The 23,525-nt window shown below is 38.5% G+C and carries 31 protein-coding genes and 1 pseudogene; 21 read left to right on the top strand and 11 right to left on the bottom strand.

What is annotated here, in order from left to right:
- Positions 1-18 precede the first annotated feature (18 nt).
- Both AC4D4A_RS08330 and AC4D4A_RS08325 read right to left on the bottom strand, forming a co-directional pair.
- Positions 19-885, bottom strand: coding sequence for an SDR family oxidoreductase (locus tag AC4D4A_RS08330; protein ID WP_490995466.1), 867 nt, complete (start codon positions 883-885; stop codon positions 19-21).
- A gap of 210 nt (positions 886-1,095) precedes the next feature.
- Positions 1,096-1,968, bottom strand: a complete 873-nt coding sequence (locus AC4D4A_RS08325; protein ID WP_490995465.1) for an SDR family oxidoreductase — start codon at positions 1,966-1,968, stop codon at positions 1,096-1,098.
- Between the two features lie 226 nt (positions 1,969-2,194).
- Here AC4D4A_RS08325 and AC4D4A_RS08320 point away from each other — a divergent pair.
- Positions 2,195-2,628 (top strand): annotated as a pseudogene (locus tag AC4D4A_RS08320) (DUF1259 domain-containing protein).
- A gap of 54 nt (positions 2,629-2,682) precedes the next feature.
- Here AC4D4A_RS08320 and AC4D4A_RS08315 read toward each other — a convergent pair.
- The 3 genes from AC4D4A_RS08315 to AC4D4A_RS08305 form a co-directional block, all read right to left on the bottom strand.
- Positions 2,683-3,174 carry a YajQ family cyclic di-GMP-binding protein gene (locus AC4D4A_RS08315; protein WP_490995464.1) on the bottom strand — a complete coding sequence of 164 codons (492 nt, stop codon included), beginning with the start codon at positions 3,172-3,174 and terminating at the stop codon, positions 2,683-2,685.
- Between the two features lie 125 nt (positions 3,175-3,299).
- Positions 3,300-3,434, bottom strand: a complete 135-nt coding sequence (locus AC4D4A_RS08310) for a DUF3941 domain-containing protein (protein WP_490995463.1) — start codon at positions 3,432-3,434, stop codon at positions 3,300-3,302.
- Between the two features lie 87 nt (positions 3,435-3,521).
- The gene (locus AC4D4A_RS08305) at positions 3,522-4,379 is read right to left on the bottom strand and encodes a DegV family protein (RefSeq protein WP_139891446.1); all 858 of its coding nucleotides are present in this window, start codon (positions 4,377-4,379) and stop codon (positions 3,522-3,524) included.
- Positions 4,380-4,514: 135 nt separating this feature from the next.
- On the opposite strand from AC4D4A_RS08305, the gene AC4D4A_RS08300 reads away from it, so the two are divergent.
- Positions 4,515-5,357, top strand: coding sequence for a YitT family protein (locus AC4D4A_RS08300; protein WP_066101567.1), 843 nt, complete (start codon positions 4,515-4,517; stop codon positions 5,355-5,357).
- A 38-nt stretch (positions 5,358-5,395) separates the two neighbouring features.
- On the opposite strand, the gene AC4D4A_RS08295 is transcribed toward AC4D4A_RS08300, so the two are convergent.
- The 3 genes from AC4D4A_RS08295 to AC4D4A_RS08285 form a co-directional block, all read right to left on the bottom strand.
- On the bottom strand, positions 5,396-5,590 hold the full coding sequence (locus AC4D4A_RS08295) for a DUF3813 domain-containing protein (protein ID WP_490995462.1): 195 nt from the start codon (positions 5,588-5,590) through the stop codon (positions 5,396-5,398).
- A complete protein-coding gene (locus tag AC4D4A_RS08290) occupies positions 5,591-5,731 on the bottom strand; it encodes a competence protein (RefSeq protein ID WP_490995461.1) in 141 nt (46 codons plus the stop codon). It lies immediately after the preceding gene.
- A gap of 77 nt (positions 5,732-5,808) precedes the next feature.
- Positions 5,809-6,627 carry a Cof-type HAD-IIB family hydrolase gene (locus AC4D4A_RS08285; RefSeq protein ID WP_490995460.1) on the bottom strand — a complete coding sequence of 273 codons (819 nt, stop codon included), beginning with the start codon at positions 6,625-6,627 and terminating at the stop codon, positions 5,809-5,811.
- A 146-nt stretch (positions 6,628-6,773) separates the two neighbouring features.
- Here AC4D4A_RS08285 and AC4D4A_RS08280 point away from each other — a divergent pair, with 146 nt between their 5' ends.
- The 5 genes from AC4D4A_RS08280 to AC4D4A_RS08260 all read left to right on the top strand — a co-directional run bounded on the left by AC4D4A_RS08280 (position 6,774) and on the right by AC4D4A_RS08260 (position 9,070).
- Positions 6,774-7,538, top strand: coding sequence for a prolyl oligopeptidase family serine peptidase (locus AC4D4A_RS08280; protein ID WP_490995459.1), 765 nt, complete (start codon positions 6,774-6,776; stop codon positions 7,536-7,538).
- A gap of 72 nt (positions 7,539-7,610) precedes the next feature.
- A complete protein-coding gene (locus AC4D4A_RS08275) occupies positions 7,611-7,919 on the top strand; it encodes a metal-sulfur cluster assembly factor (protein WP_490995458.1) in 309 nt (102 codons plus the stop codon).
- Positions 7,920-7,925: 6 nt separating this feature from the next.
- Complete coding sequence (locus tag AC4D4A_RS08270) at positions 7,926-8,195, top strand: thiamine phosphate synthase (RefSeq protein ID WP_490995457.1); 270 nt, start codon at positions 7,926-7,928, stop codon at positions 8,193-8,195.
- An 84-nt stretch (positions 8,196-8,279) separates the two neighbouring features.
- Positions 8,280-8,414, top strand: coding sequence for a hypothetical protein (locus AC4D4A_RS08265; protein WP_490995456.1), 135 nt, complete (start codon positions 8,280-8,282; stop codon positions 8,412-8,414).
- A 185-nt stretch (positions 8,415-8,599) separates the two neighbouring features.
- Positions 8,600-9,070, top strand: coding sequence for a GNAT family N-acetyltransferase (locus AC4D4A_RS08260; RefSeq protein WP_490995455.1), 471 nt, complete (start codon positions 8,600-8,602; stop codon positions 9,068-9,070).
- A gap of 237 nt (positions 9,071-9,307) precedes the next feature.
- Here AC4D4A_RS08260 and AC4D4A_RS08255 read toward each other — a convergent pair whose 3' ends face one another.
- The gene (locus AC4D4A_RS08255; protein WP_490995454.1) at positions 9,308-9,958 is read right to left on the bottom strand and encodes an MOSC domain-containing protein; all 651 of its coding nucleotides are present in this window, start codon (positions 9,956-9,958) and stop codon (positions 9,308-9,310) included.
- A 240-nt stretch (positions 9,959-10,198) separates the two neighbouring features.
- Here AC4D4A_RS08255 and AC4D4A_RS08250 point away from each other — a divergent pair, with 240 nt between their 5' ends.
- The 7 genes from AC4D4A_RS08250 to AC4D4A_RS08220 all read left to right on the top strand — a co-directional run bounded on the left by AC4D4A_RS08250 (position 10,199) and on the right by AC4D4A_RS08220 (position 16,437).
- Positions 10,199-10,405, top strand: coding sequence for a twin-arginine translocase TatA/TatE family subunit (locus AC4D4A_RS08250; RefSeq protein ID WP_066101510.1), 207 nt, complete (start codon positions 10,199-10,201; stop codon positions 10,403-10,405).
- 542 nt (positions 10,406-10,947) lie between these two features.
- On the top strand, positions 10,948-11,985 hold the full coding sequence (gene argC / locus AC4D4A_RS08245; RefSeq protein WP_490995453.1) for an N-acetyl-gamma-glutamyl-phosphate reductase: 1,038 nt from the start codon (positions 10,948-10,950) through the stop codon (positions 11,983-11,985).
- Positions 11,986-12,010: 25 nt separating this feature from the next.
- Positions 12,011-13,237, top strand: a complete 1,227-nt coding sequence (gene argJ, locus AC4D4A_RS08240) for a bifunctional ornithine acetyltransferase/N-acetylglutamate synthase (protein ID WP_490995452.1) — start codon at positions 12,011-12,013, stop codon at positions 13,235-13,237.
- A gap of 14 nt (positions 13,238-13,251) precedes the next feature.
- Entirely contained in the window at positions 13,252-14,022 is a 771-nt protein-coding gene (gene argB, locus AC4D4A_RS08235; RefSeq protein ID WP_490995451.1) for an acetylglutamate kinase, read from the top strand.
- Positions 14,022-15,185 (top strand): acetylornithine transaminase, encoded by a 1,164-nt coding sequence (gene argD, locus AC4D4A_RS08230; protein WP_490995450.1) that lies wholly within the window; start codon positions 14,022-14,024, stop codon positions 15,183-15,185. The genes argB and argD overlap by 1 nt, the downstream gene beginning before the upstream one ends.
- Positions 15,186-15,242: 57 nt before the next feature.
- Positions 15,243-16,205, top strand: a complete 963-nt coding sequence (gene argF / locus AC4D4A_RS08225; RefSeq protein ID WP_490995449.1) for an ornithine carbamoyltransferase — start codon at positions 15,243-15,245, stop codon at positions 16,203-16,205.
- A 46-nt stretch (positions 16,206-16,251) separates the two neighbouring features.
- A complete protein-coding gene (locus AC4D4A_RS08220) occupies positions 16,252-16,437 on the top strand; it encodes a YjzC family protein (RefSeq protein WP_066101493.1) in 186 nt (61 codons plus the stop codon).
- A gap of 26 nt (positions 16,438-16,463) precedes the next feature.
- Here AC4D4A_RS08220 and AC4D4A_RS08215 read toward each other — a convergent pair whose 3' ends face one another.
- Complete coding sequence (locus AC4D4A_RS08215; protein ID WP_490995448.1) at positions 16,464-16,655, bottom strand: YjzD family protein; 192 nt, start codon at positions 16,653-16,655, stop codon at positions 16,464-16,466.
- 263 nt (positions 16,656-16,918) lie between these two features.
- Here AC4D4A_RS08215 and AC4D4A_RS08210 point away from each other — a divergent pair, with 263 nt between their 5' ends.
- From AC4D4A_RS08210 to AC4D4A_RS08200, 3 genes are all read left to right on the top strand, one after another.
- Positions 16,919-17,641 (top strand): alpha/beta fold hydrolase, encoded by a 723-nt coding sequence (locus AC4D4A_RS08210; protein ID WP_490995447.1) that lies wholly within the window; start codon positions 16,919-16,921, stop codon positions 17,639-17,641.
- A 59-nt stretch (positions 17,642-17,700) separates the two neighbouring features.
- The gene (locus tag AC4D4A_RS08205; protein WP_490995446.1) at positions 17,701-18,453 is read left to right on the top strand and encodes a Rossmann-fold NAD(P)-binding domain-containing protein; all 753 of its coding nucleotides are present in this window, start codon (positions 17,701-17,703) and stop codon (positions 18,451-18,453) included.
- A gap of 75 nt (positions 18,454-18,528) precedes the next feature.
- Positions 18,529-18,717 carry a ComZ family protein gene (locus tag AC4D4A_RS08200; protein WP_490995445.1) on the top strand — a complete coding sequence of 63 codons (189 nt, stop codon included), beginning with the start codon at positions 18,529-18,531 and terminating at the stop codon, positions 18,715-18,717.
- Between the two features lie 7 nt (positions 18,718-18,724).
- Here AC4D4A_RS08200 and AC4D4A_RS08195 read toward each other — a convergent pair whose 3' ends face one another.
- Positions 18,725-18,970, bottom strand: coding sequence for a hypothetical protein (locus AC4D4A_RS08195; RefSeq protein ID WP_490995444.1), 246 nt, complete (start codon positions 18,968-18,970; stop codon positions 18,725-18,727).
- Between the two features lie 184 nt (positions 18,971-19,154).
- On the opposite strand from AC4D4A_RS08195, the gene AC4D4A_RS08190 reads away from it, so the two are divergent.
- From AC4D4A_RS08190 to AC4D4A_RS08175, 4 genes are all read left to right on the top strand, one after another.
- Positions 19,155-20,090, top strand: a complete 936-nt coding sequence (locus AC4D4A_RS08190) for a beta-ketoacyl-ACP synthase III (protein WP_490995443.1) — start codon at positions 19,155-19,157, stop codon at positions 20,088-20,090.
- Between the two features lie 33 nt (positions 20,091-20,123).
- Positions 20,124-21,365 (top strand): beta-ketoacyl-ACP synthase II, encoded by a 1,242-nt coding sequence (fabF, locus tag AC4D4A_RS08185; RefSeq protein WP_490995442.1) that lies wholly within the window; start codon positions 20,124-20,126, stop codon positions 21,363-21,365.
- A gap of 121 nt (positions 21,366-21,486) precedes the next feature.
- On the top strand, positions 21,487-22,257 hold the full coding sequence (locus tag AC4D4A_RS08180) for a DUF2268 domain-containing putative Zn-dependent protease (RefSeq protein WP_490995441.1): 771 nt from the start codon (positions 21,487-21,489) through the stop codon (positions 22,255-22,257).
- Between the two features lie 105 nt (positions 22,258-22,362).
- Entirely contained in the window at positions 22,363-23,124 is a 762-nt protein-coding gene (locus tag AC4D4A_RS08175; RefSeq protein ID WP_490995440.1) for a YjbA family protein, read from the top strand.
- The last annotated feature ends 401 nt before the right edge of the window (positions 23,125-23,525 follow it).

Here is a 23,525-nt window from a genome sequence, read left to right as displayed (position 1 = left end):
TTCACCGTTTTCTATTCTTTATCCATTTACGACACTGCCGCCATTTACATGTAAGGTCTGTCCGGATACATAGGACGAGTCATCACTTGCCAGGTACACATAAGTAGGAGCCAATTCATCAGGCTGCCCAATACGGCCAAGCGGTGTGTTTTGACCCCAGCTTTCTTCAATTTGCTCAGCAGAGAAGGATGCGGGAATTAACGGTGTCCAAATAGGGCCCGGTGCAACGGCATTTACATAGATTCCTTTAGGTGCAACACTATTGGAAAGCGCGCGGGTAAAGGATACGATCGCTCCCTTTGTAGATGAGTAATCAATTAACAATGGATTACCCTGATAGGCTGTTACACTGGAAGAATTGATGATTTTTCCGCCCTTCGGAAGATGTTTCATGGCCGCTTTTGCCATATAAAAATATCCGAATATATTGGTTCGGAATGTGCGTTCCAATTGTTCTGAAGTTATGTCAGTAAATTCTTTTTGAACATGCTGTTCTGCAGCGTTGTTGACAAGAATATCGAGTTTACCGAATGTTTCCACTGTCTTTTCTACAGCATTTATACAAACATCCTCGTATCCAACATCGCCTGTGATTAACAGGCATTTTCGGCCTTCCGCCTCTACAAGCTCTTTTGTTTTTTCGGCATCTTCTTGCTCTCTATCTACATAAAGAATAGCTACATCGGCACCTTCTTTGGCAAAGTAGACTGCAACAGATCGGCCAATTCCGCTGTCACCGCCTGTAATAATAGCCACTTTATCTTTTAATTTCCCACTGCCTTTATAGGAAGAAGTAACGGTAATAGGTTCAGGATCCATTTTATACTGCAATCCTGGTTGTACTTCTTGCTCTTGTCCTGGCGCATTATTAAATCTTTCACTCACAACTGAATACCTCCTATATTTTTCATCTATGTGTATACTTTTCCACTGTTTGGTGAAACAAAACATTTTTCGTCATGATGGGCGCTGGATAAGATTATATAATTAGCGTTAAGTGAGGGTTATAAGCTATATAGAAAGAATATGAAAAAGGGTAACACTATCAAATGAGAGTGTTACCCTGTCTTTTTGTATATGACCTAGAATCGCTAATTACCCATTCACAACAGAGCCGCCATTTACATGAAGAACCTGTCCACTGACATAGCTGGAATCATCACTTGCCAAATAAACGTAAGTTGGGGCTAATTCGGATGGTTGTCCAGCACGTCCAAGCGGAACGTTTTTACCAAATTCAGCTACTTTATCAGCCTCGAATGTAGCGGGAATTAATGGTGTCCAAATTGGACCCGGTGCTACTGCGTTCACACGGATTCCTTTGCTGGCGATACTATTGGAAAGCGCACGTGTAAAGGATACAATGGCACCTTTCGTTGAAGAATAATCAATCAATTGTGCGTTACCTTGATAGGCTGTTACAGAAGTTGTATTAATAATGGAACTTCCTTTAGATAAGTGAGGAAGAACAGCTTTTGTTAAATAGAATTGTGAAAAGATATTGGTTCTAAATGTTTTTTCTAATTGCTCGTCACTGATATCCAACAGGCTCTCCTGAGGATGCTGTTCAGCTGCGTTATTGACTAAGATATCAATTTTGCCGAATTCACTTTTAACTTTTTCAGCGACTTCGCGGCAAAAAGCACTGTCCCCGATATCTCCAGCTAACAGCATGCATTGTACACCTTCGTTTTCCACTAAATCTTTTGCTTTGTTCGCATCCTCGTGTTCATTTAAATACACAATCGCGACGTTGGCGCCTTCTTTAGCATAATAGTGAGCAACAGATCGGCCAATCCCACTGTCTCCGCCTGTGATAATCGCTACTTTTCCTTTTAATTTACCGCTGCCTTTATAATTTTCATCGACTTCTTTTGGTTCAGGATGCATTTCGTTTGTTACACCAGGTTGAGTATCCTGTTCTTGGGCTGGAAATCCATCTTTACCGATTTTTATATCTTCATTCATTTCACAACATCCTTTCCAATTAATGTTTCCCTATTGTTATTCCTCATTTATGGAAAAAGAAACATGGAAGATGAGAAATATACCATCAATGAACAGGTGTCACTCATTGGTTAATTTTAAAAAAGCTATATCTATGTATGCTTGTCCACACAATGCTTAGAAGAAAATCATAGTGTAAAAAAGGGGAGTATCTCTAATAAAATTGCTTTGTTAAAGGAGAATAAGGATGGGTTGGGACAATAAAAAAGAACTATGCCGCGAATTTTCAAGGATACTTGATGGTGATAGTAGTCTAGATGAAAATGGAGTTTGCCTGGTTCAGAGGTTTCGAGATATTGACTTTGAGATTTTAAATAGTAAAACAATTTCTCCATTGGTTAATCCTCAAATTTTTTCCTTCGAGAATTTAGATAGAAGAGGGAATACATTAAACTTAGGTGAGACTGTTTTGCTGCAAGAAGAAATTAATCCATTATTAACGGAAGACGAAAACGGGATATTATTGTTACTGCAATTCATAATCACTGGTTATTCGAAGAACCTAGGGCAATGTATATGCACTTTGAATCAGTTGAACCACCTTTACAGTTTGCAAGAAAGGTAAGGGAAGCATTTAAGGTTTTAAAAACTAAAATAAGGGGCTGTCCCAAAAGTCGTTAAAGTTGGACTTTTATGGGCTGCCCCTTATCGATAATGAATAAATCTATGTAACTACTAGCGGAAGTTGATAAATTGAACTTCAATAGAAAGATCTGCTTCCCGAATGGCTGCAATAACTTGCTGAAGATCATCCTTGCTTTTTCCGGTCACACGGATTTGATCGTCCTGTATTTGGGATTTTACTTTGTTACCGACATTTTTAACAATTAAATTAATTTTCTTTGCGTTGTCTTTGTCTATACCTTGAACCAATTTAGCACGTTGGCGAACTGTGCCGCCTGAAGCGCCTTCCATTTTTCCGTAATCAAGGTTCTTAACGGGAACGCCCCGTTTAATGAGCTTGCTCATTAAAACATCCTTTAATTGCCCCATTTTGTAATCATCGTCAGAAACAAGCACGAGTTCCTCATTTTCCAGCTTAATATCACTTTTGCTACCTTTAAAATCATAACGTGTTTTTACTTCCTTCATTGCCATCGTTACAGCATTTGTTACCTCTGATAAATCAATTTTTGAAACCACGTCAAATGAGCTTTCTTTAGCCATAGGATCCCTCCGTTTTATTTTTATTATAAAAAAAGCACTATATAAGTTCAATTACAAGTGAAAAAGAGGATTTTTTATTGAAATCCTCTTTATACACAGTTAATATGTTGAAATGGAGATTTTACTTATAAGTGATCAGTCTTTTTTGAAAAAGATTTTTTTCCGGCTTTTCGGTTTTTCTCTTCCTGAATATTTTTAATTTCATGTTTAGCTTGGTTATCTCTGGCTTTTTTATCGTTATCTGAAGTATGATAAGCCATGTGTGTTAGCCCCCTTGCTAATTATTTACTAGGAATGTGTCTAGTATGCTGCAAGTGGGGGAAAATATGTATACATCAGAATGTATTTCAGGATAGTTTATTTAAGAAAAATATTGCAATGGTACCTGGACCGGCATGAGCGCCAACAGTTGCACCGACAGATGAAATATATACGGATTTTGGTTGGAAATTTTCTTCAATTAATTGCTTGAATTCCATAGCTTTTTCGATATCATCGCCATGACTGATTCCAATTATTTGTTTATCTAATTGGTCTCCTCGTTCTTTCATGACATCGATGACGGCTTGCATCAGTTTTTTGCGGCCGCGGAATTTATCCAGTGGAACCAGTTTGCCATCTTCAACATTTAGCAGCGGCTTGATATTCAATAACCCGCCGAAAAAAGCAGATGTTTTGGAAATTCGGCCACCACGAGCCAGGTATTCCAAATTGTCTACCGTAAATAAATGTTCCATATGGGAGGCTGAAAACTGTGCTGTTTCTTTCAGTTCTTCGAGACTGGCTCCTTTAGCGGCTTTGCGTACGGCTTCCATGACGACTAAGCCATAGCCTAAAGACGCGCATTTACTGTCGACAATTTCTAATTGAAGATCTGGGTACTCAGCTTTAACTTCGTCTCTCATCATGACAGCTGTTTGATAGGTACCGCTTAATTCGGAAGAAAATGCGACATAAAGTCCGGGTTGTTTATTTTTTGCCAGCTCTTCGAATTTTTCGTAAAAACTTTGTGGAGACACCTGTGATGTTTTTGGTGCTTTTCCTTCGCGCATGGCATCGTAGACTACTTTTGGTTTGATTGTAACTTGATCATCATATTCATTGTCATCAAGATGTACTTTTAATGGAAAAAGAATGATGTTATTATCCTGGAAGTATTCTAATGGCAAATCGCTTGCACTATCAGCCAATATTTGTACACTCATATAGACACCTACTTTTTTAAAATTTACTTAGTTTAATTATAAGTCTATTATCTTTTATAGAAAACAAAAATTGTTCACATATCTATCTATCATGGGGAATTTATTTTCAGTTGTCAACTTAAGGAGGAGCTAAATTTGGTTTGGAATGAAACAAAAAAAATACTGGCTGTTGTGGTTGGAGCTTTATTAAATGCGATCGCAATGAATTATTTCTTGATACCTGCAAACGTGTTTGCGAGTGGGTTCACGGGGACAGCCCAAATTATATCAGCAGCATTGGACATGTTTACGAATATTAATTTATCTACAGGGATTTTATTACTTGCTCTTAATATTCCGATTGCTATTCTTGCTTGGTTTAAGGTTGGAAGGTCTTTCACAGTGTACAGCTTTTTAGCTGTTGTATTAATGTCATTATTCTTAGAAATATTACCTGTACAATCCTATTCAGATGATATTATCCTGAATGCTGTTTTCGGCGGTGTAATTGGAGCGGCCGGTGTGGGAATCACACTTCGATTCGGTGCTTCCACTGGTGGTATGGATATTGTGGCAATGATTCTTTCCAGAATCAATGATAAGCCAATCGGCATTTACTTTTTAATGCTGAATGGAGCTATTGTAGCCATTGCGGGGCTTATGTATTCAGAAGAACAGGCACTTTATACATTAATTTCATTATATGTTTCTACGAGAGTAATTGATGCTATTCACACAAGGCATATAAAAGTTACGGCTATGATTGTAACAAGACATGCAGATGAATTGAAGCAGGCGATACATTCCAAGCTGGTACGCGGAATAACGATGATTCCTGCTGTTGGAGCCTTTACGGGCGAAGATAAAAATATGCTAATGATCGTGATAAGCCGTTATGAGCTATATGACCTGCAGAGTGTTATTCAGGAAGTAGACCCACATGCATTTACAAATATCGTTCAATCTACCGGGGTTATCGGTTCTTTCCGGAAAGATTAAAAGAAGAGCACAAGATCTTAGTCTTGTGCTCTTCTTCATTAGTTTGAATGCTTTTCAAGGGAATCCAGTATATCCTGCATGGTATGCAATTGAGCCTGCTCAGCCAGTGTTGAATTCGCAAATGCAGAAGAAAGCTCATTGCGTGCTTTAGTGATTAGTTCCTGTTGATTAGAGCTTTTTATCTGTGCCAATTCCACAGCTTTTTGAGCCCGGCTAAATAATTCATTGCGCATTTACAGTCCTCCACAGGTAGAAGAATCACGATTCTCTTCAGCCTCAGCCATTGTTAAGCGATATGGGAATCGCTCACTATGTTTAGACACAGCCGTCTTACCTTGTTGAACAAAGCGCTTTGATTTATTTCTTTTTCCCATGGAAGTACCTCCCGCATTCAAGGTGTGACTCGAAAGAAAGAGTCATATCTATCATAACCAGCCGGAGATTATGTTAGTCACGCAGATTTTATATTAAATTTCTCTTCAAGGAAGACTGCAATTCCATCTTCCTCATTTGATAATGTGATGTGATTAGCAACATTTTTCAGCTGTTCAATACCATTTCCCATGGCTACGCCGGTTCCCACATAATCAAGCATTTCTAGATCATTATCTTCATCGCCAAATGCGATAATATTTTTTCTGGAAATTCCTAAATCTTTTGATACCAAATCAACACCAACCGCTTTGCTCATTCCATTTCTAACAATTTCGATGACATGCCATGGATCTGCCCAGCGTCTGTGATCAATGACTTCAGCGTGGACATCTGAAAGATGTTTCCTTATTCCGGCGACATCATTTTCATCGGAATGAATAAGCATCGAAGTAGGGGAAGCCTGTAGAAATTGGCGTAGATCACCTGTAGTTATATTCGTGCTGCCGTGATGCAAAATATCAATTAATTTTTCATCATGGTAATGGAAATACACATCATCCTTTACCTCGGCAATAATATTGTGGAAACGGTAATCGTCCATAGCTTCCACAATGTCTTTTGCCACTTTTATATCTAGCGGCGAATGATGCATGCCCCAGCCTGTATGGAGGGGATGGTGAATAAAAGCTCCATTAAAATTCACAATCGGGGTTTTAAATTGCATTTCACGATAATAAGGTTCACTTGATCGGTATGGTCTTCCAGTAGCAATCATCACTTCATGACCATTATTTTGTAATGTTTGCAATACTTTTTTGGTGCGTGGAGAAATGGTTTTATCATCTTTCAATAACGTTCCATCTAAATCAAGTACAATTAAGTGTTTATCTGACATATGGCTCTCCTTCTAAATTAAATTTATTCTAGAATTATAAGTTGAATTAATTCCATTTAGATTCCTATTTTATATATCATAACAAGTATAGCCGTTTAATGGTATCGTTTGGTTTGTAAAAAAATATATAGAGAAGGGGAATAATAATGATACAAGTAGAGAAAGTATATGTTGAACATATTCCGATGCTTATCGTAGGTAAGCAGGATATGAATAATGTACCTCTCCCCGGATTTATTTTTCTTCACGGTTTTACCAGTGCAAAAGAGCATAATCTGCACTATGCGTATCTTCTGGCGGAAAAGGGATTTAGAGTATTTTTGCCTGAAGCATACTTGCACGGTGAACGAGAAGAACGGGAAATGAAGAAGGATTTATCGAGTTCATTTTGGAAAATTGTTATTTCCTCTATAAAAGAATTGCATATGATAAAAAAATATATCACAGAGCATGGATTAGCGATTTATGATTGTATAGGTCTGGGCGGTACATCTATGGGTGCAATCACGACACTAGGAGCCCTAACTCAATATGATTGGATTCGTGTGGGAGTCAGTCTGATGGGAAACCCGGCATATAAAGAGTTTGCGCAGTATCAAGTGGAGGAATTTGAAAAACAGGGGATTGATTTAGGTTTTACGGAGGAAGAAAAATTGAAAGTATTCAGTACTCTTGAAGAACTTGATTTATCCTTGCAGCCTGAAAAATTAAACAATCGTCCCCTTTTCTTCTGGCATGGGGAAAAGGATCCTATTGTACCGATTGCAGGTGGTCGTGCATTTGTAGAAAACCACCAGGAAAAAGTAGAATCTGGCATGATTACTTACATATCTGATAAGACGGCCGGTCACGCTGTTACCAGAAGTGGGTTGCTCCAGGCCGTAAACTGGATAGAAGAGAATCTTGTATAAGGATTTAGATTGGTCAGATTAAGTGAAATTTGGTAGGATTGAAACAAGAATGTTAAGGAAGGAGAATTTACCATGGATCAAGATATGAAAGATAGTCTTATGAGTGCATTGGAAGAAGTTTTGGACCCTGAATTGGGAATTGATATAGTAAACCTAGGCCTAGTCTATAATGTCGATATGACTGACGAAGGCGATGTGACAGTAACGATGACATTAACCGCGATGGGCTGTCCTTTGGCAGGTACCATTGTCGATCAAGTACGTTATGCATTAAAGGAACTGCCTGAAGTGAAAAACGTTGAGGTAGACATTGTTTGGACACCGGCATGGACAAAGGATCGTATGTCCCGTTATGCGAAAATTGCCTTGGGAGTACAATAATAAAGATTGAATATATTTTGGGAGCTGAGTTTAAGGCTCTCTTTTTTATGGAAAAGAATATCTTTTTTAATATCCAAGCTATTTTTAAAGGAAGTGGCGGAGCTTTATCCAGAGCTGCCGATTGTAAGGATAGGTGGGATAACTCCAGATCATATGAAATCAATAATAGAAGCTGGTGCTGATGGAGTGGCTGTTGTTTCTGCGATTGCTTTAAGTGATCATCCACTTCAAGCGGTCGAATCGTTTAAGCAGCAGCTTGTATGTAAAGAATCATGACATGAATTAGGGTTTATGGGAAGGATAAAAGTGAAAGAGTGAGAATCTCTTCCGCTATTATTCTTGATAGGAGGCATAAGAAACATGCGTGAATATGACCTAGCCCAATTAAATGAAGAACAGGTAAGGCAATTAAATGAGTTCCAAGAAAAACTCAGCGAGCAATTAGGCCAAGATATTATTCTGATTGCTTATCATGATGAGGAGGAAAGCATTTAATTCCTATAAAAAGGCGATCAGCTATACTGGGCTGAATCGTCTTTTTTTCATATTAGAGAAAATGATTAGGTGAATTGATCAATCATATAGGAAGATTATAGATAGATGGTTTACAGTTAATATAGGTATTTATGAATCCTAAAACCATGTACAGAAGAGAAGGATAGAAGAAGGGATAGAGAAGAGTGATAGGGAATATTCGCATATGTACGGAACTTACCGAAAAACATTGGCAGTTGTTAATGGAGGCAGATCCTTCTAGACGGCAAATCGAAAAATATAGCGATACAGGCTATACCTTTGAACTTCCTATTGATAATGATATAGCAGGGATTATTATTGTAACTCCAAAAACAACGGAACGAGTAGAAATTATGAATCTATCCGTAGATGAAAAATGGCGGGGCAGAGGATATGCGAAAGCACTGATTGAATATGCTTGCTCCTTTTCAGCTGCCAAAGGGTATCGCATCGCAGAGATAGGTACTGGAAATTCAAGTATCTATCAACTTGCACTCTATCAAAAGGTTGGCTTTAGAATTATGGGTATCGAACATGATTATTTTAGTAGGAATTATCCTGAGCCAATCTATGAAAATGGTATGCTGTGCCGGGACATGATTCGTTTAGAAAGGAAACTTCAATTAAATAAATAGTAGTTAGTAGCGCCATATCATTTTGGGGAGTGAACTCATATATGTAGTTTATCTACGAAATGAAGAAATACAGGAAAGAACCATTTTTATTTGGAATCGCAGTTTGACTGTTATTCAGATAATCGAACAGCAGAGACGGTCAATTTACGCAAAAAGATTGAAAGGTTTTATATTATTGGATAGGCATTAGAGACTGGGTATATGAATGTGACGGCCAGTCTCCAAAAAAGATGTGTATTATTTAGCCAAAGCCAATATCCTATTAAATTTCTCTTTCCAGCTTTCTGATAAAGCATCGACGGAAAGGATACTTTGGATGGCCTCTCTATTGCTGGAGTCATGATGCATAATTTGATTGGCATATGCAATCGTAATGTTCTGTGGGGCTCGATCGATAATTTCAATGACAGAACCTTTAGTAAGGATACCCTCCTCCAAAACTCGTAAATAATAACCCGAATAGCCACTTGCTCTAATCCAGAAAGGTAATTGGTCTATATTATGCCGAGCGGCAATTTTATAACAGGGTTCCCGTGGTTGGGTAACTTGAAATAGGCAGCCATCTGCCTTAAGAATGTCGCCAATCCTAACCTTATCCTCCGTTAATCCCAATAAAGTTAAATTTTCTCCAAAATCTCCCGCTTTAAATAATTGTCCGATTTTTTCTGACCAGTATGGGTAATGCTCTGAGGGGTATACACATATTGCTTTATCAGGACCTCCGTGATGATTAAGGTCACTTTGTTCATCACCTTCTAGGTTGGTCTTTGCAACTTGTATGGGGTAGTGGACTTCATCTTTATAGATAGCAGATTGTACAATTTTACTCTTATAGGGTAGAGATGTAGGTTTTCCAACACGTATTGATTCGATTGTTCCACTGATCAAGCTAATCCCCTCTCTCATCTTTATTTCTTTAATATTAGCAAAAATAAAGACAGTCTATTACGTATAGACATAATTTATTACAAAAATTAGTAATTATGTCATGCCCTTAGGGGAAAATTAAACCTGTCAAACTAATGATAAGGAAATTCCAATAATTGTTTTTCGGTGAAGAGAATGGTAGGATAGCTATGGGAACATGCTAATGTTTAGTAGAGATAGATTGAGATGGGAGAGAATAATATGTTTTCAAATATTGGAGTACCTGGGCTTATTCTTATATTAGTTCTCGCATTAATGATTTTTGGACCATCAAAGCTTCCTGAAATAGGAAGGGCATTTGGGAAAACATTAAAAGAGTTTAAAAATGCTACAAAAGATATAATAGAAGATGATGATGAAGTTAAAAAGAACAATAAGGTTAATATTGAGAAAACGCCAAATCCTTAATGTTTCATAAAAATTTTAAAGTACTATGATAAACCACCCTTTATTTTGCAAACGGGGTGGTTTTTAGTTTGTCTTTATGGTGTGGTGCCAAAAGATACTTCAATGTCTTGAGTAAAGGGCAATAAAGATATAGTAAGTAAAAAACCATCTTTATATAACACTGTGTATAAAAGAAACTCCATCTTGAATCATTTTTTCAAAATGGAGCTATTATTTTTTGTTAAATGAATAGCTTTTAAAGCGACGAATAAATAAATAATTAGGTCAACCTGGCTGGCAGTGAATAACAGCATTTGTTGAGTATAAAATGTAGGACTGATTATTAAGGGATGGTTGTTTGAAAAATTTCTGGAAAAGTAATCAAGGTCATAATACTACCTTTGACATAGTTTAATGATGATGAAGATATATATTTTGAACTATATAAATTAGGCAGATGACCATTTTTCTGAAAATAAATAAAAATACATTTGATTTTATAAATATACATACTATAATAGATAGATATTACAGAATATACAATCAATGGGTGGGGTGGAAACATGAATGTATCTGTTGTAGGGGCTACAGGATATAGTGGAATGGAATTAATACGTTTACTTTCGAGTCATCCAACATTCCGTTTAACGGCTGTATATTCATCTTCGAGTGCAGGTAATCGGCTTGATCATGAAAATAGACAGCATTTTGGACTGATCCCCCATGTTTTAAATGAAGTGGATCCAGGGTTAATTGCTAAGCAAAGTGAACTTGTGTTTTTGGCAATGCCCAGTGGCGTATCAAAGGAACTTGTTCCGGAATTGTATAAGAATGGCTTGAAAATTATAGATTTATCCGGAGATCATAGGTTAAAAAACGGAGAATTATATGAAAAGTGGTATGAAGGGTCACCGCCATCAAGCGATCTATTACAAAAGAGTGTTTATGGACTATCTGAATGGAATCGGGCGGCAATCCGTGAGAGCCGTTTGATCGCAAATCCAGGCTGTTACCCGACAGCTGCTTTGTTAGGGTTAGCTCCACTTTTATCAAATAAATTAATTGAATCATCTGACATTATTATTGATGCCAAATCAGGTGTTTCAGGGGCGGGTAAAAAGAGTAATGATTCAAAACATTATGCTCATGTAAATGATAACCTATCAATCTATAAAGTACATCAGCATCAACATATACCTGAAATAGAACAACAATTATCAGAATGGGACTCTGAGCTTTCTCCTATTATGTTTGCTACTCATCTCATTCCCATGACACGTGGAATTATGGTGACGATGCATGCAAAGGTAAAGCCTGAAGTAACAGCTGAACATATTCATAATGCTTTCCTTACAGCTTATCAAAATGAATTCTTTATTCGTTATAGAGGTGAAAATAGCTTTTCATCGACAAAGGAAGTGTATGGCTCCAATTTTTGCGATATCGGTTTCAGAATGGATGAGAGGACAGGAAGAGTCACCGTGGTTTCTGTAATTGATAATCTCGTCAAAGGAGCAGCAGGCCAGGCGATTCACAACGCAAATATTATGATGGGACTTGAAGAAACAGAAGGTTTACGTTTCTATCCAGTCTATCCTTAAGGAACAAAGGGAGTGGAGATAATCTATGAATGTGCTAATGAATGGGGATATTAAGGCAGTAAGAGGAGGGATTCTTACACCAAAAGGGTATCAGGCAGAAGGAATCCATGCAGGCTTACGCTACGCGCGTAATGATTTAGCTATTTTATATTCAACTGTTCCAGCGAATGCAGCAGCCGTCTATACATTAAACACTTACCAGGCAGCTCCGATCCTTGTTACGAAGGAGAGCTTGAAAATAGAGGGAAAGCTGCAGGCAGTCGTAGTAAATAGTGCATGTGCTAACGCTTGTACCGGAGAACGTGGATTGAAGGATGCCTATCGTATGCGATCACATGTAGCGGATAAATTACAAATACCTCCGTCCTACGTAGCGGTTGCTTCTACTGGAGTGATTGGAGAATTTTTAGAGATTGATAAGATATGCACTGGAATTGCAAATATTCATCTGACAGACCAGGAGGCGGGAGCCGAACATTTTGAAGAGGCTATTCTGACAACGGATACAAAGACTAAGAGCTGTGCTTTTCAAACTATAATAGATGGGGTTGTCGTTTCAATGGGAGGAGCGGCAAAGGGATCAGGCATGATTCATCCTAACATGGCAACGATGCTTGGATTTATTACAACGGATGCAAATGTGGATCAGGAATCTTTGCAAAGAGCATTAAGAACTGTAACGAATGTTTCATTTAATCAAATAACAGTCGATGGAGATACTTCAACCAATGATATGGTTGTTGTACTGGCAAATGGAATGGCAAATAATCAAATGCTGTCTGAGAAGCATCCGGAATGGAATCGCTTTGTAAATTTATTAAAAGAGGCTTCCGAATCGTTGGCTAAACAAATTGCACGTGATGGTGAGGGTGCGACCAAGCTGGTTGAAGTGGTGGTATCAGGAGCAGAAACAGACCAAGAGGCTCAAGCACTTGCAAAAACCGTTATTGGATCAAATTTAGTGAAAACTGCCGTGTATGGGGCCGATGCCAATTGGGGCAGGATTGTCGGAGCGATGGGGAGAAGCAATATCCCTTTTAATCAGGACCGGGTAAGTATTTTCTTCGGACCCGTGGAGGTTCTTCATTTTGGTGCACCCATTATTTTTGATGAGGAAAAGGCCCGTGATTATTTACTAGGAAATGAAGTCCAAATCAGAATCGAATTGACAGATGGACTGGGCACAGGAACTGCATGGGGATGCGACCTTACGTATGATTATGTAAAAATTAATGCAAGCTATCGAACTTAAGGGGAGATGTTTGGATGAAGCTAATTGTTGTCAAATGCGGGGGAAGCATTATTGATCAATTAACCGATCATTTTTTCAATAGTTTAAGAGAGCTGGAGGATAGAGGATATTCATTTGTATTTGTTCATGGGGGCGGACCAGATATAAATGATATGCTCGCTAAATTTGAAATTCCTGTTCAGTTTGAAAAGGGGTTAAGAAAAACATCTGTCAAGGTCCTTGAGATAGCAGAGCTTGTCCTTGCTGGTAAGACGAATAGGCAGCTTGTTCATAAATTACAATCAAAAGGGTTTCAAACCATCGGAATAAATGGGTCGGACGGATTCATATTGGAAGCAGATTATATTAATAAAGCAGAGCTTGGTGAGGTAGGAATGATTAAAAAGGTAAACAGCCATCTTCTAGAGAGTCTGTTATCGAATGGGGTGTATCCCGTACTCACCCCAATTTCCATGTCAAAAGAAGGACGAAAGCTTAATGTAAATGCAGATTCCGCTGCTGGTGCTGTTGCGGCAGCCCTAAGTGCAGATATGTGCATTTTTATAACGGATGTCGATGGAATAAGGAATGGTACAAAAACTATTGAGCATATAACAGAATCAGAAATCACCCAAATGATTGATCAGGGAACGATATATGGCGGGATGATTCCAAAAGTGCAGGCAGCTTTATCTGCTAAAAAGCAAGGTGCGTCAACAATATTAATTACAAGTGGTGTATCCGGATTCTTTGCTGATGATAAATGGCTGGGTACATTCCTTGGAGCTGAGGAGAGGGTGATGTGATGTCTGCGCTATTACCGGTCTACAAAAAATGGGATATCACACCAATAAAAGCGGATGGTTCATGGATTGAAGCAGAGGGCGGAAAGAAATACCTTGATTTTACATCCGGTATTGGTGTGGTTAATCTCGGACATAAAAATGATGAAGTCAAAAAATCTGTTGAGGCACAAATGGAATTGTTCTGGCATACGTCCAATTTGTTTCAGCTTCCCATTCAGGAAGAAGTGGCATTAAAGCTGAACGAGCTTACCGGATTGGATGGTGTTTTCTTTTGCAATAGCGGTGCGGAAGCAAATGAAGCGGCACTAAAGCTGGCCAGAAGAGCAACTGGAAAAACGAAAATCATTACATTTCAACAATCTTTTCATGGCCGTACATTTGGAGCAATGGCTGCTACTGGACAAAGTAGCATCCATGATGGATTTGGTCCATTACTTGAAGGCTTTGTTTATGTACCATTTAATGATATTGATGCAGTCCATAAGGCTATTGATGAAGATGTAGCGGCTATTATGGTAGAGATCATTCAAGGTGAAGGTGGGATTATGCTGATTGATGAGGACTTTCTTAAGGGCCTTCATCAACTTTGCAATGAAAACAATATATTGCTGATTATTGATGAAGTTCAAACGGGAAATGGGAGAACAGGCTATCCTTTTGCTTATTTAAAGTATAAGGGAATCAAACCCGATATTATGACCACGGCTAAGGGTCTTGCTAATGGTCTGCCTATAGGTGCGATGGTAGCCAAAAAAGAGCTGAAAGAATCATTTGGAAAAGGTGTTCATGGTTCTACCTTTGGCGGAAATCCAGTATCATTGGCGGCAAGCAAAGTGGTGTTGAATCAAATAAGCAATCCTCAATTTTTAGTAGAAATCAGGGATAAAGCTGAATGGTTTATTAGTGAACTGAAGATAGCAGCCGAGGATATCCCAGTTATAAAAGAGATCAGGGGAGAGGGTCTGATGATCGGGATTGAATTGAAGGAAGAAGCAGCTCCCTATATTAAACAAATAATTGAACATCAATTATTTGTCTTACCAGCCGGCTCGCATGTGATTCGTTTGCTTCCTCCGTTGACTGTTTCACGAGATGAGCTTTTATTAGCTTTAGCCATTTTAAAGGAAGTATGCAAAACCAATCTAACAATGACGAAGGCCTAAGTTATCTGATGCCCCGTTCGTATAGTCTATAAATTTCAAGTGAGAGGAAAGGCAGATATGAAACTACTGTATGGAACTAAACCAATAATCAGTCAGAAAGATTTTTTATCTATGGAAGCCATTACGGCGCAGCAATTGAATGAATTATTGAATCTCGCAATGGATTTAAAAGAAAGGCTGAATAAAGGATATTTGGATACCCCATTAAATGGAAAAATATTGGGGATGATTTTTGAAAAAAATTCAACAAGGACACGGGTTTCTTTCGAAGCAGGTATGCTTCAGCTAGGGGGGCATGCCATTTTCTTAAGTAAAAATGACACACAGCTTGGCAGAGGTGAACCGATTTCAGACACAGCACAAGTGTTGTCAGAATATGTGGATGCAATCATGATACGTACTACTGGCCATGACAGAGCGGAAACATTGGCAGCAAGCTCCAGTGTACCGGTTATTAACGGATTGACTGATCTTGAGCATCCGTGCCAGGCGTTGGCTGATTTATTAACTATTAGGGAAGAGAAAGGATCTCTTCGTGGAATCAAGCTCGCTTATATCGGGGATGGGAATAATGTTGCCAATTCTTTGATGATGGCTGCTGTTAAATCCGGTATGCATATTGCGATTGCAACGCCGCCTGGTTATGAACCAAATCCTCTTTTGGTCGAGAAAGCTAGGACTGAAGCGATAATCAATGGAGGGAAAATAGAACTGACCCACAATCCAGAGGCTGCTGTTAAGGAAGCTGATGTTATTTATTGTGATGTTTGGACCAGTATGGGCCAAGAAAAAGAGAATGAAAAAAGGCTGGAAGATTTTAAGAAATTTCAGGTAAATGAGCAATTGGTTGCTGGTGCCAAACTCGATTATTTATTTATGCACTGTTTACCAGCACATCGCGGCGAAGAGGTGACATCTTCCGTTATTGATTCATCTAATTCCATTGTCATTAAACAGGCGGGAAATCGTTTACATGCTCAAAAAGCCCTTTTGGTTGATTTAATGGTCAAACCTAACTAATAGTTGAAGCATAATTGGGGATTCTAGAACAAAAGGAGGGATTTTTTTGGGACAGAATCGTCATTTTAAACATGGACAAAAGGCACCAAATAATGGTGAATATATCGAAATAGGGGAGACTGGCAGCAATGTCGTTAACCCAAAGAAGATTAAGCTGAAAGCAGGAGAGTATTTTCCTGAAACAACCAATGATGATCGTCATTGGACATATGTATCAAAAAAGGGCCGCTAATTAGCGGCCCTTTTTTGAAAAATGAATTAATGTCCGGATTCCTGTACCGGATCATTTGGTATTACAGCTGAAACCACTAAAATTAATAGGGTAATGACCACACTAAGAATGGAAGCTGTATTGAAATCGTATTTACCGCCTTCAACCATTGAGCTTGTTACATAAACCACCATATGTGTTAATGCAAATGTCCATATAAATGTCAAAATATATTTCAATTTTCTCACCCCGTTCATCTACAATCCGTTATTATTTTATCATACCATACGTAACACTGGAAACAATTTAAATTATTTAGGTAAAAATGGTTTGTACTTTATTACTTTGGGTTTTATCATAACATAGCCCAAAATGTAATGGATTATGAATACAAGTTAAAAAAGAATGGCGATTCTAAGCAATCAGAGAGATAAATAGCCCGGACAAATTGATTTATAATGACATACATTAACATGGACTAAGGTTATTTGAGGGGTAAGCTATGATAAATCACAAAACATTTCAACTGAATAAAGAATGGACAACCATTTTTTACCCGGAACAACCGAGTGGCTTTGCCATTATGTTACTCGGTGGAGATAAGCATTATATAAATGAAAAGGCTAATTTTTGGCTGGATCATCCCGGCAAAAAACAGATGATAGAGTATCTATTGAAGAGAGGGTATACGGTTTTTAGCTCTTATTTATCCGGTGCGCATTGGGGCAATGCTGAAGCTGCAGATTTAGCTACGGAAATGTATGCATTTTTTATCCGTAAGGAGATTGTTAACGAAAGAATTCATATCATTGCGGAGGGAACTGGCGCGTTAGTGTTAGATACAATTTGTCATAAATTAAAAGAAAAAGTACGATCTGTTGTATTACTAAATCCCATATTATCCGTAAAACAGAGCTATGAAAAAGAAGAAATAAATAAATTTTTCTTTAAGAAAATGAAGAAAGAATTGTACCAAGCCTACCATTTGGATGATCATACATTTAAAGAATGGATTGAGAAGAAGTCGGATATGACATTAGGCAAAGATATGCCTGTCTTAATCGTACATGTTCTCGATAAGCTGGAAAGCAACCTGCCGATTAAATATAACTCATTCATAGACAACCATCCTTTATCAGAAATTAAGTATATTACACCGGAAAAAAGATATATTATTCCTTATCAAATCAATTCCTTTTTTAAAAACCATGAAAAAGATTTATAAATCTGAATAACCCTCGGGTTGGTTTAATACATTTATATAAACCGACAGGGGGTTTTTATATGCCTGAACACATTGTTCTGTCTCCGTATTCCTTTGTTGGATTTGAGATATGCAATAAGTTAATGGAAGATGGAATGGAAGTTATTGGGGTGGATTTACCCGTTTTGGCAGATCAAATGGAAAAGGAAGAAAAAGAATTATTTTTAGGCAGAAATTCAAATTTCACAGTAAAGAAATATGATCAGATTATTAAAGAAATAAAGGATGGCTATTTTTTCTATATTACTGATATGGATAACGAGTGTGAAAAATGGCTCAAATATGTAGAAAACATCCCCAAAAAAATGGAAGATACGTTTATTTATGTGGTTATGGATCAAGAGGGATTGGTCAAAGGTGACATTCCCAATCGAGTGGATACCACTATCATATTGCCAACCGTATACGGCCCTTGGCAGCCGGAAAATACCTTATTTTACAATTGTCTTAGTCAGTCTCAATTTCCCTTTGAGCAATATGATTTCGAAGACAAAAGAGATGCTATCTATATAAGCGATGCAGTTACGGCTATTATAGAATTATCAAGACTTGAGCATGGAATCTACCAGGTTCAATCAGATATAAAAGAGCACTGGCACCTTTTATTAAAAGAGCTTGGTTATCGGATTATCGCAGACAGTGGTGAAAAGCGGAATCCTGACCTTCAAAAGCTGAACATTAAGGAATATGTAGCGGTAACAAAAACATCCCCACATGTGGGGATCAATTTAGTTAAGCAGCATATAAGGGTTAGGAAACTCATGGGTTATTAGAATACTTTTTGTATAATCGCCCCTTTCTAGCACGGTTAAGGGGTTTTTACAATTATTTAGAAGGGCAGTGATTACATGAAGAGGAAGCTCGAATATATGGCAATGGGCATGAAACACTATTCAGAAATCAAAAAGAAATTAAGTGAAGCGGGCTTAGAAATAGATCGCCAACAATTACAGCCGTTTATGGACATTTTTTTTACGGTTATGGATGAAGCTTATGAAAAAGGATATAAAGATGGTCGTTTAAAAAAAGGTGAGTGACAGTCCCTCATTTGATTAAATTTGTAAATTTACTTAAAAGGGATGGAATCTTTTTGAAATAAGGACTCAACTCGCTGATAGTGGACATTAGAACATCAGATTGTTCCATCAGTTTAGTGAAATCAATATTAGACGCTTGCTGTTCTTCAGGGGGAGGATCTTCTTTCGCCTGATTTTTCGTATGGCGGTCACCGAACATGAATCGATTAAAAGCCTCCTGATTGTCTGACCTGTTTCTATGCTCATTGTTCAAGACATTCACCTCGTTTTTCATATATTCTTACTAATTAATGTATGTTGCTATTGCTGACTTGTATGGACATTCATTATCTTTTTCGGAAAATTTGTTGCAATAAGGATAGATTTCTTTTAGAATTAGTACCAAGTCATAATATCAAATAATATAATCAGATGAATATAGCAAGAGGGGTGTAAGGATGAATGCTGGCATAATCGGAATTGGCAAATATCTTCCTGAAAACGTGGTAACAAACTTTGATTTGGAAAAAAAGATTGATACGTCAGATGAATGGATCCGAACACGCACTGGAATAGAAGAAAGAAGAATTGCCGATGATAACGTTGATTCTTCGCATATGGCCTACGAGGCAGCGGTCAGGGCTATTGAAAATGCTGGAGTAACTGCTGAGGAAATTGAATTAATTTTAGTGGCGACTGTCACACCGGACCAATCCTTTCCTACTGTTTCCTGTATGATTCAAGAAAGATTGGGCGCAGTGAATGCAGCAGCTATGGATATTAGTGCAGCCTGTGCTGGTTTTACCTATGGAATCGTAACTGCAAGTCAATTTATTAAGACAGGCAGCTATCGCACAATCCTGGTAGTCGGTGTGGAAAAGCTTTCTAAAATTACGGATTGGAATGACCGTAATACTGCTGTACTATTCGGAGACGGAGCAGGAGCAGCAATTGTGGGTCCTGTCAGTGATGGAAAGGGCATTCTATCTTTCGAGCTTGGAGCGGACGGTTCTGGTGGCATTCATTTAGAGAAAAAGCAAGATTATCTCACGATGAATGGCCGGGAAGTGTATAAGTTTGCAGTTAGACAAATGGGTGAATCATCCATCAATGTTTTAAATAAAGCAGGATTGACAAAAGAGGATGTAGACTTTTTAATTCCTCATCAAGCAAATATACGAATTATGGAAGCTGCAAGACAAAGATTGGAGCTTCCGATTGAAAAGATGTCCAAAACGATTCATAAATATGGCAACACATCGTCATCTACTATTCCGATTGCGCTTGCTGAAGAAGTGGAAGCAGGAAAAATAAAAGACGGTGATTTGCTCGTATTAGTTGGTTTTGGAGCCGGTTTAACATGGGGAGCAGTTGCGATGCGTTGGGGCAAATAAGAAAAGCCGAGATTAACTCAAGGAGAGATTGTAATGGAGAGTAAACGTGTAGTTGTGACAGGTATGGGGACCATATCACCTTTAGGCAATACTATCCAGGAGAACTGGGAAAACTTAGTGGCCGGAGTTTCAGGAATCGGGCCACTAACCAGAGTTAATGCGGATGAGTACCCTGCTAAGACAGCGGGAGAAGTCAAAAACTTTGAGATAACAGATATTATTGATCGGAAAGAAGCTAGAAAAATGGACCGGTTCACTCATTATGCGATTGCAGCTTCAAAAATGGCAGTTGAGGATGCAAAATTGGAGATTACTCCAGAGAACGCAAATCGAGTTGGTGTATGGATTGGTTCCGGAATTGGCGGTATGGAGACATTTGAACAGCAATATGAAACATTTCAAAAAAGAGGCTATCGTAGAGTCAGTCCATTTTTTGTTCCGATGCTTATTCCGGACATGGCTGCTGGGCAAGTATCCATACTTCTCGGTGCAAAGGGGGTAAATTCCTGTACGGTGACAGCATGTGCCACAGGGACGAATTCAATCGGTGATGCGTTTAAAGTTATCCAGCGCGGTGATGCAGATGTGATGATTACAGGTGGTGCGGAAGCCCCTATCACGAAAATGTCTGTAGCCGGTTTCTGTGCAAATACTGCATTATCATCTAATCCAGATCCTAAAACGTCAAGCCGTCCATTTGATAAAAATCGAGATGGATTTGTTATTGGAGAAGGTTCAGGCATTCTTGTACTAGAGGAATTATCACATGCACTTGCGAGGAATGCGCCGATATATGCTGAAATTGTCGGATATGGATCAACAGGAGATGCCCATCATATAACCGCTCCAGCCCCTGAAGGAGAGGGTGGCGCAAGAGCAATGAAAATGGCTATTGATGATGCAGGTCTTGATCCGGAACAGATTGATTATATAAATGCTCATGGAACGAGCACAGAATACAATGATGCCTATGAAACGATGGCCATTAAAACAGTTTTTGGTGATCACGCTTATAAATTGGCAGTAAGTTCAACAAAATCGATGACTGGTCATTTATTGGGAGCAGCAGGTGGAGTTGAGGCAGTCTATACGGTTTTGGCAATCAAGAATGGTATCATTCCACCGACTATTAATCTTGAAACACCAGATCCAGTATGTGATCTTGATTATGTCCCGGGTGAAGCAAGAAAACGGCAGGTTGACTGTGCGATGAGTAATTCACTTGGATTTGGCGGCCACAATGCCACAATCGTTTTTAAAAAATATAACGGATAGGAAACTTCAAACGGCCTCTCTTTTTGGTTCATCTACCAAAAAGAGAGGCTATTTTGATTCCCATAAAATATTTCCTTTCATATAATGCTCTATTCAAATATAAACAGGATAGGTGAATGGGATGGGAGTTATCAGAACGGATAAATGGTTGGAGGAGTCCTTTGGTGATCGGTTAAAAATAGAAGAGAATATTTTAGACTCAGTGAATATGCGAGAACACGTTCTAATTGAAGTTTTAAATAGAATTGGCCTATACCAGCCCAACCTAAAAACAAAGAAGACTTTTCAGAATATGCAGGAACGTAAGGCATGGCATAGAATCGCACATTATTATAAAAAATATAAGAAAGCATGGGATGGGCCGGATATTCCTATTTTTCTATTTCCAATGGCAAGTGAAGTGTTCAGCTTATTTCGCTCTCCCAATAAACATAAATCAGGGATTGCTTTCATTGATAAATTGTTTTTATTTATAACGGAGAAGGTGAAGGATAAAGAGCTGGAAGCTCTATTTGTCCATGAATATCATCATACAACGAGATTGGAATCCTTAGGGGGTGAGGTTAAATATAGATTGGCAGACTCTATTATTATGGAAGGTCTTGCAGAATTCGCGGTATCAGAATATTGCGGTGAAGCGTATTTGGCGCCTTGGATAACCAATTATCAAACGAAGGAAATCGAAGAATTGATTACAGAAAAATTCAAACCGAACTTTGATTTGAAGCGGTCTGATCCCCTTCATGATAAGTTGTTATTTGGTCATAGTACAATGCCTAAAATGGCCGGATATGCAGCAGGTTACAAGCTTGTAAAGGATTATGCAGATCTTCATTCCATGAAGACAAGGGATCTGATTGGTCTTTCTACTGATAAAATGATTAATGGATAATGCCCTATGCAAAGAAAATCAATTTGCCACTCATACAAGGAATATTTTACAGGAAACTTGCCTATAATGATTGACAAATAGGATAGAAGTGAGGGATATTCGGGAATGTTGTATCTCCATGATGTTTGGGTAAATTGGTTTGAAGGTGAAGAAAACAGTTATAACATTTGCAGCTTTCACGAGTGGAGGAAAGAGGATACGGTTGAGTTACTTGACCAGGTTCCGCTTTTGAAGTTGGAGCCGGTTCTTTTTCATTACATTGAAAATGATTTATTGGAATTGCCTTCAAGTCTTCTACAGGATGTTTATAAGAAGGCGTATATTCGGAAGAATCATGAAAGACTTCCGATGGATTATTGTTTTGTTGCTACAGATGGGACAGGCATCATTGCTATTGATACGATAGGATACACCATACCTATCCGAAAAAGTAGATTAATTCCAAGGCAGGAGCAATTGGCCTATGACATGGTACGTAATGTGGATGCGCATCCGTATGACTATCAGTCAATGATTACAGATTATAAGAAAAAAGAGTATCATATCCTTTCCCCATCTCCTGATTTTATGCTTGGGTTAACACGCAAGGAACGTCAATTAAAGCAATTATTGTTCATGGTGCTTGATCAATTAAAAAGTTCAAGCAATACAGCTGAAATCCGTTATTGGTATACGGAATGGGCCCCCGAACAATATTCGACCGTTTTAAAAATGGATTTTGATGAAATTTGGCACAAGCTCTACTCGGAAATGAAGATAGGCTGGTCAGAAAAACACGCCATGCTATGTGAACGCTTAATAAAAGGCCAACCATTCTTCGAAAAGCTCTGGGAAATAGAAGTAGGAGACCGACCATCCATGCTGTAATGGATGGTTTTTTATATAAAAAGCTGAGGCGACTGCCCAGGAGCGAAGAGCATAAGACGAATACTCGGAGGGAGGTGCTTTTCCCTCCCGCAGAGTATTTGCTTATGACTCAAGCTCCTAGGAGCCGAAGCTAGATTAAGTAAAAAGCTGAGGCGACTGCCCAGCTCCGACAAGCATAAGAGGAGGCACGTAGGGAGGCACTCTTTCCTCCCGTAGTGGCTACACTTATGACCTCGAGGAGCTAGGAGCCGAAGCTAGATTGAATAAAAGCAGAAACTGACTTAAGGAACAAAGACTAAAAGCGCCACGTCGTGTGGCAACGTCTTTGTGACCAACATCCTGTTGGCCTAAAAAAGTGCTGAAGCTAGATTGCATTCAATCTAGCTTCAGCACTTTAATTT

The organism is Pradoshia sp. Z5_111 (genome assembly GCF_058267535.1).
The sequence above is the reverse complement of the archived record's forward strand: the minus strand, read 5'-3'. Positions and strand labels throughout refer to the sequence as shown.

Coding starts and splice junctions, on each gene's coding strand:
- AC4D4A_RS08290 (WP_490995461.1), bottom strand. CDS start 5,731: ATGGGAAAAAGAAATAAATCAAAGCGCTTTGTTCAACAAGGTAAGACG.
- AC4D4A_RS08205 (WP_490995446.1), top strand. CDS start 17,701: ATGCCTGAACACATTGTTCTGTCTCCGTATTCCTTTGTTGGATTTGAG.
- argC (WP_490995453.1), top strand. CDS start 10,948: ATGAATGTATCTGTTGTAGGGGCTACAGGATATAGTGGAATGGAATTA.
- argF (WP_490995449.1), top strand. CDS start 15,243: ATGAAACTACTGTATGGAACTAAACCAATAATCAGTCAGAAAGATTTT.
- AC4D4A_RS08305 (WP_139891446.1), bottom strand. CDS start 4,379: ATGAGTGTACAAATATTGGCTGATAGTGCAAGCGATTTGCCATTAGAA.
- AC4D4A_RS08285 (WP_490995460.1), bottom strand. CDS start 6,627: ATGTCAGATAAACACTTAATTGTACTTGATTTAGATGGAACGTTATTG.
- AC4D4A_RS08190 (WP_490995443.1), top strand. CDS start 19,155: ATGAATGCTGGCATAATCGGAATTGGCAAATATCTTCCTGAAAACGTG.
- AC4D4A_RS08295 (WP_490995462.1), bottom strand. CDS start 5,590: ATGCGCAATGAATTATTTAGCCGGGCTCAAAAAGCTGTGGAATTGGCA.
- argB (WP_490995451.1), top strand. CDS start 13,252: ATGAAGCTAATTGTTGTCAAATGCGGGGGAAGCATTATTGATCAATTA.
- argJ (WP_490995452.1), top strand. CDS start 12,011: ATGAATGTGCTAATGAATGGGGATATTAAGGCAGTAAGAGGAGGGATT.
- AC4D4A_RS08275 (WP_490995458.1), top strand. CDS start 7,611: ATGGATCAAGATATGAAAGATAGTCTTATGAGTGCATTGGAAGAAGTT.
- AC4D4A_RS08210 (WP_490995447.1), top strand. CDS start 16,919: ATGATAAATCACAAAACATTTCAACTGAATAAAGAATGGACAACCATT.
- AC4D4A_RS08175 (WP_490995440.1), top strand. CDS start 22,363: ATGTTGTATCTCCATGATGTTTGGGTAAATTGGTTTGAAGGTGAAGAA.
- AC4D4A_RS08180 (WP_490995441.1), top strand. CDS start 21,487: ATGGGAGTTATCAGAACGGATAAATGGTTGGAGGAGTCCTTTGGTGAT.
- fabF (WP_490995442.1), top strand. CDS start 20,124: ATGGAGAGTAAACGTGTAGTTGTGACAGGTATGGGGACCATATCACCT.
- AC4D4A_RS08250 (WP_066101510.1), top strand. CDS start 10,199: ATGTTTTCAAATATTGGAGTACCTGGGCTTATTCTTATATTAGTTCTC.
- AC4D4A_RS08315 (WP_490995464.1), bottom strand. CDS start 3,174: ATGGCTAAAGAAAGCTCATTTGACGTGGTTTCAAAAATTGATTTATCA.
- AC4D4A_RS08310 (WP_490995463.1), bottom strand. CDS start 3,434: ATGGCTTATCATACTTCAGATAACGATAAAAAAGCCAGAGATAACCAA.
- argD (WP_490995450.1), top strand. CDS start 14,022: ATGTCTGCGCTATTACCGGTCTACAAAAAATGGGATATCACACCAATA.
- AC4D4A_RS08200 (WP_490995445.1), top strand. CDS start 18,529: ATGAAGAGGAAGCTCGAATATATGGCAATGGGCATGAAACACTATTCA.
- AC4D4A_RS08280 (WP_490995459.1), top strand. CDS start 6,774: ATGATACAAGTAGAGAAAGTATATGTTGAACATATTCCGATGCTTATC.
- AC4D4A_RS08265 (WP_490995456.1), top strand. CDS start 8,280: ATGCGTGAATATGACCTAGCCCAATTAAATGAAGAACAGGTAAGGCAA.
- AC4D4A_RS08325 (WP_490995465.1), bottom strand. CDS start 1,968: ATGAATGAAGATATAAAAATCGGTAAAGATGGATTTCCAGCCCAAGAA.